This window comes from Streptococcus sp. GMD1S, from assembly GCF_000296875.1.
Taxonomy (GTDB): domain Bacteria; phylum Bacillota; class Bacilli; order Lactobacillales; family Streptococcaceae; genus Streptococcus.
The window spans coordinates 1-810 of sequence record NZ_AJQY01000392.1 but is presented as its reverse complement, the minus strand read 5'-3'; the positions used below and the strand labels follow the sequence as shown (position 1 = coordinate 810).

1 protein-coding gene is annotated in these 810 nt (G+C 42.3%); it reads left to right on the top strand.

The features are described 5' to 3' along the window. The coding region (locus GMD1S_RS10575) for an ABC transporter ATP-binding protein (RefSeq protein ID WP_000316524.1) at positions 1 to 621 on the top strand (621 nt) is incomplete at its 5' end. Between the last annotated feature and the right edge of the window lie 189 nt (positions 622 to 810).

Below are 810 nucleotides of genomic sequence, written 5' to 3'. Positions count from 1 at the left end.
ACAGGTGCTGGTAAGTCAACTCTTATCAATCTCCTCATGCGTTTTTATCCTATTAACTCGGGAGATATCTTGTTAGATGGGCAGTCCATTTATGATTATACCCGAGCGTCATTGAGACAGCAGTTTGGGATGGTACTCCAAGAAACCTGGCTCAAGCAAGGGACCATTCATGACAATATTGCCTTTGGAAATCCTGATGCCAGTCGGGAGCAAGTGATTGCTGCTGCAAAGGCAGCCAATGCAGACTTTTTCATCCAACAGTTACCCCAAGGCTATGATACCAAACTGGAAAATGCAGGAGAATCTCTCTCTGTTGGGCAAGCCCAGCTCTTGACCATCGCCCGAGTCTTTCTAGCTATTCCAAAGATTCTTATCTTAGACGAAGCGACTTCCTCCATCGATACACGGACAGAGGTGCTAGTACAGGATGCCTTTGCCAAACTCATGAAGGGGCGCACAAGCTTTATTATTGCTCACCGTTTGTCAACCATTCAGGATGCGGATTTGATTCTTGTCTTGGTAGATGGTGACATTGTGGAGCATGGTAACCATCATGACCTCATGGCTAGAAAGGGCAAGTATTACCAAATGCAAAAAGCTGCGGCTTTTAGCTCTGAATAATCCTTTCTATTTTGAAATCTTATGGACAAAAAAAGTTGCCTTCGGGTGACTTTTTTGTTACAATAGCTAGAAAAATTATTCACTGTATATTGTCTTATAGAAAAGGAGCCTATAATGAAAGTATATCAGCATGTAAATATCGTGACTTGTGACCAAGATTTCCATGTTTATTTGGATGGTATCTTAGCC